Annotated in this window: 4 protein-coding genes and 1 pseudogene; 3 read left to right on the top strand and 2 right to left on the bottom strand. The window is 72.1% G+C overall.

Translation table 11 applies throughout. The features are described from left to right. The coding region (locus tag AC1D12_RS26705; RefSeq protein ID WP_477844023.1) for a hypothetical protein at positions 1 to 258 on the bottom strand (258 nt) is incomplete at its 3' end. A gap of 28 nt (positions 259 to 286) precedes the next feature. Between AC1D12_RS26705 and AC1D12_RS26710 the strand changes: the two genes are divergently transcribed. Continuing rightward, positions 287 to 1,126: an AraC family transcriptional regulator gene (locus AC1D12_RS26710; RefSeq protein ID WP_477828959.1), complete on the top strand. Its 840-nt coding sequence runs from the start codon at positions 287 to 289 to the stop codon at positions 1,124 to 1,126. Here the strand turns inward: AC1D12_RS26710 and AC1D12_RS26715 are convergent, their stop codons facing one another. Further along, the gene (locus tag AC1D12_RS26715; RefSeq protein WP_477844025.1) at positions 1,127 to 2,965 is read right to left on the bottom strand and encodes a sensor histidine kinase; all 1,839 of its coding nucleotides are present in this window, start codon (positions 2,963 to 2,965) and stop codon (positions 1,127 to 1,129) included. It abuts the gene before it with no gap. A 144-nt stretch (positions 2,966 to 3,109) separates the two neighbouring features. On the opposite strand from AC1D12_RS26715, the gene AC1D12_RS26720 reads away from it, so the two are divergent. Continuing rightward, positions 3,110 to 3,712 (top strand): TetR/AcrR family transcriptional regulator, encoded by a 603-nt coding sequence (locus tag AC1D12_RS26720; RefSeq protein ID WP_047508557.1) that lies wholly within the window; start codon positions 3,110 to 3,112, stop codon positions 3,710 to 3,712. A 188-nt stretch (positions 3,713 to 3,900) separates the two neighbouring features. Further along, a pseudogene (locus AC1D12_RS26725) lies at positions 3,901 to 4,121 on the top strand (alpha/beta hydrolase); the annotation flags it as partial.

The raw sequence follows: 4,121 nt of genomic DNA on the forward strand, positions 1-4,121 counted from the left end.
GATCACCGCTGCCCGCGGGGCGGCGGCCAGCGCACGCGGCGCCGGCGGCGGCGCCAGCGTCACCCGCAGCGGCCCCCAGGCATCGGCCCGCGGCGCGGCACCGCCGTCCGAGCGTCCCGTCTGCGTGCCGACCCACATCACCGCCAGCACGTGCAGCACGATCGACAGCGTCACGAACTGCGCGAGCGTCGCGCGCTCCTGGTCCGACACGCGCAAGCTGTCGGCCGGGTGAAGCGGGAGGACGGGCAAGGCACTCATCGCCCCCCGAGCATGCCATCATCGTGCGGTGGAAGCCGTCCCCGCCCGATTCGAGCACGCCAGCGACCGTGCGCAGTTCAAGCAGCCCGCGCACCGCGGCGGCATCGAGCTGTACCGGGCGCACATCGTGCGCTACGCATTCGAGCCGCACACGCACGAGGCCTACGGCTTCGGCGTGATCGATGCCGGCGTCGAGCGCTTCCGCTACCGCGGCAGCGAGCACCTGGCACCGCCGCAGTCGCTGGTGCTGATGAACCCCGACGTGCTGCACACCGGCCGCGCCGAGACCGCGCACGGCTGGCGCTACCGCATGGCGTACGTCGATGCCGCGCTGCTGCGCGAGGTGGCCGGCGAGGCCGACTGGTCGTTCGCCGAGCCGGTGCTGCAGCACGCGGCGAGCGCGCAGCGCGCGAGCCGGGCCCTGCAGGCGCTGTGGGCGGCCGATGCCCCACTGGCTTTCGATGGCGCGCTGCTCGACCTGCTGCAGGCGGTGCAGCCGCATGCACGCCGCGGCCCGCCCGAGCGCGCGCTCGAGGGCCACGCGCCGCTGCAACGCGCGATCGACCTGATGCACGACCGCCTGGCCGAGCCGCTGACGCTGGCCGACCTGGCGCAGGCGGCCGGGCTCAGCCCGTTCCATTTCCAGCGCTGCTTCAAGGCGCGGCACCATGCCACGCCGCACCAGATGCTGATGGCGCTGCGGCTGTTCCGCGCGAAGCGGCAACTGGCCGCCGGCCTCGCACCCGCGCTGGTGGCGGCCGACAACGGGCTCACCGACCAGGCCCACCTGACGCGCCGCTTCGCCGGCATGTACGGCGTCACGCCGGCGCGCTACCAGCAGCAGATGCAGCCTCAGCGCCGAGGCTGATCAGCGCCCTTCGAGCGCCGTCTCCTGCCGCACCACGCGCGCCAGCGGCAGGCTCACGCGCACCCGGGTTCCACGTCCCACCTCGCTCTCGATGGCCATCGTCGCGCCCATGCGCTGCAGCAGCAGCCGCGTGATCACGAGGCCGAGCCCGCTGCCGGGCACCGGCGTGTTCTCGGCACCCAGCCGGTTGAAGGGCTGGTAGAGCTGCGCGAGCTTGCCGGCCTCGATGCCGACACCGGTGTCGTGCACCGTCACCACGACGCGTGCTCCCTCCTCGGCGCACACCACCCAGGCCCGTCCGCCCGGGCGGTTGTAGCGGACCGCGTTCGACAGCAGCGTCGCGAACACCTGCTCCAGCCGCCGCGGATCGGCGTGCACCGCCAGCGCCTGCGTCCCTTCGATCGCCAGCGTCACGCCCATCGACAACGCCAGCGGTTCCACCTGGCGCAGGCTCGCGCCGAGCGCCGGCGCGAGCGGGACCTCACGGTTCGACAGCGCGAGCGCGCCATCCTCGATGCTCGTCAGGTCCAGCAGGTCGTTGATCAGCTCCAGCAGGTGCTGGCCGCTGTCGAGCACATGCTGCAGCCGCGCCGCCTGCCGGTTCGTCAGCGGCTCGTGGGCATCGGTCTGCAGCAACTGTGCGAACCCCAGCACCGCGTTCAGCGGCGTGCGCAGCTCATGGCTCACGCGCGACAGGAACTGCGTCTTGGCCAGGTTCGCGCGCTCCGCCGCCTCCTTGTCGAGGCGCAGCTGCTCGGCCTCGACGTCGTCGCTCACGTCCCACAGCAGGCCCACCGCGCGCCGGCCGTCGACCTGGCGGCGGCGCGCATTCATCTCCAGGTGGCGCACGCGGCCGTCGCGCCACAGCACGCGAAAGCGCAGCTCCACCAGCTCGTCGCCATTCACGGCCCGCGCGAGCGCCGCATGCAGCGCGGGCAGGTCGGCCGGGTCCACCCTGTCGGCCGACAGTTGCGTGCCGTTGCGCGAGCCCGGGTCGTCATCGACCCCGAAATGGGCCGCCGCGCGGGCATCGAGTTGCACACGATCGTGCTCGACATCCCAGTCGAACACGCCGATGTGCGCGCCCTCCGCCGCCGTGGCGAGCCGCTCGTCGCTTTCGCGCAGCGCCTGTTCGGTGCGGCGCTGCGCGTGGTGCATGCGCATCGTCAACCACACGCTGGCCGCGGCCAGCAGTGCGCCGAGCCCGAGCGTCGTCGCCGTCACCAGCTGCCGCGTGATGCGCGAGGCCTCGCCGAGCGAGTCGGAGAAGCGCATCCCGAGTTCGGTCAATCGCTCGCTCAGCGGCGGGATCCGCCTCACCAGCGAGCGCAGCTGCGGCGAGCCGTTGTCGCCGGCCAGGATGCGGGCATGCATGTCGCGCCCGAGCGCGCTCAGCTCGTCCATCTGCGCATCGCCTTCCGCCCAGGTCCTGATGGCCTCGGCCATGAAGCCGACGTGGCGAAAGCGCCGGTAGAGGCGGGCCATCGAATCGATGTCGTCCGCATGGTTGCCGCCTTGCAGCAGGCCGCGGCGCACCACGGCCATGTCGGGCACGGGCTTGTCGAGCTCGAGCCTGGCGAGCTGGTCGCCCTGCGACACCGCGAGCGCCGCCAGGTGGCGCCGGTAGTCGAGCGCGTCATGCGATTCGCTGTAGCGGTACAGGTGGTAGATCGCGTCCTTCTGGCCCTTCGACCAGTGGCTCTCGCCGCCGACATACGCGCGCGCCGCCGACAGCGTGTCGGCACTGAAGGCGCTCAGCCCCGCCAGCAGCGCGACCACGACCAGCCACAGGCCGACCACCAGCCAGCGAAATCGCGATCCGTCATCCGACTGCGCCATCGGCTCCCTCTCTCCCGGCGCGCCACCCCCGTCGCGTGCCGTCACGCGGTGTACCACGGCGCCGCAACCCCTGTCGATGGGTGGTGCCGGCGGTGTCCGACACCTCGGCTTGACACTTCGCACGATCGTGCTAAATTGCGCCGCATGGAAACCCGGACCGAACGCAGCGGGCTCACGCTCGCCGCGATCCTCGACACCGCGCTCGGCATGGCCGCCGCCGACGGGCTCGACAGCCTGACCATCGGCGAGGTCGCCCGGCGCCTGGGCTTGTCGAAGAGCGGCGTGTTCTCGCGCGTCGGCTCGCGCGAGGCGCTGCAGATCGCGGTGATCGACGAGTACGACCGCCGTTTCCTGCAGGATGTCTTCGTGCCCGCGATGCGCGAGCCGCGCGGCCTGCCGCGGCTGAACGCGATCATGCGGCTGTGGCTGCAGCGTGCGCGCGATGTCGAGATCCGCACCGGCTGCCTCTATTGCGCCGGCGCCTTCGAGTTCGACGACCGCGAAGGCCCGCTGCGCGACCTGCTGCTCGACCACGTGATGCGCTGGCGCAGCGCGCTCAAGCGCACCGTGATCCAGGCCATCGACGCCGGCCACCTGCGCGCCGACACCGACGCCGACCAGCTCGTCTTCGAGATGGACGGCCTGTTCGTCGCGCTGATGCGCGAAGCCCGTTTCCTGCGCGAGCCGCGCGCCGCCGACCGCTGCTGGTCGGCCTACGAACGGCTCATCCGCTCCCTCCAGGCCTGAAGCCATGCCCGCCCCGTTCGCCGTTCCCTGTTCACACATTTCGCACGTGCGTGCGAAATCAAGGAGATTGCCATGCTGATGATCGTCGTGTCCGCCCTGGTCGTCGCTGCGCTGCTGCGCGGCGCGTTGTCGTTGTGGCGCGTGGTGGCTGCGGTGCCGCACAGCAATGCCGATTTCGGCTGCTTCTGATGAGCACGCCCAACCCCGCCACCGCCTTCTACGCCGCCAGCCGCAGCGCGCGCTGGATCGGCGCCGCGCTGCGCGGCACGCAGTCGATCGCGCCCGGGCTGGGCATGCGGCTCGCGCTGCGGCTGTTCTTCACGCCGCTGCCGTTGAAGCTGACGGCGCGGCGGCGCGCCGTGCCGGCCGGCTGGCAGCTGTCGCACTGGCCGTTCGAGCAGGGCACGGT

It is taken from the genome of Rhizobacter sp. P1_G5 (genome assembly GCF_056405435.1).

Bases quoted from the DNA above. Each gene is read 5' to 3' on its own strand.
- AC1D12_RS26715 (WP_477844025.1), bottom strand. From the start codon at position 2,965: ATGGCGCAGTCGGATGACGGATCGCGATTTCGCTGGCTGGTGGTCGGC.
- AC1D12_RS26720 (WP_047508557.1), top strand. From the start codon at position 3,110: ATGGAAACCCGGACCGAACGCAGCGGGCTCACGCTCGCCGCGATCCTC.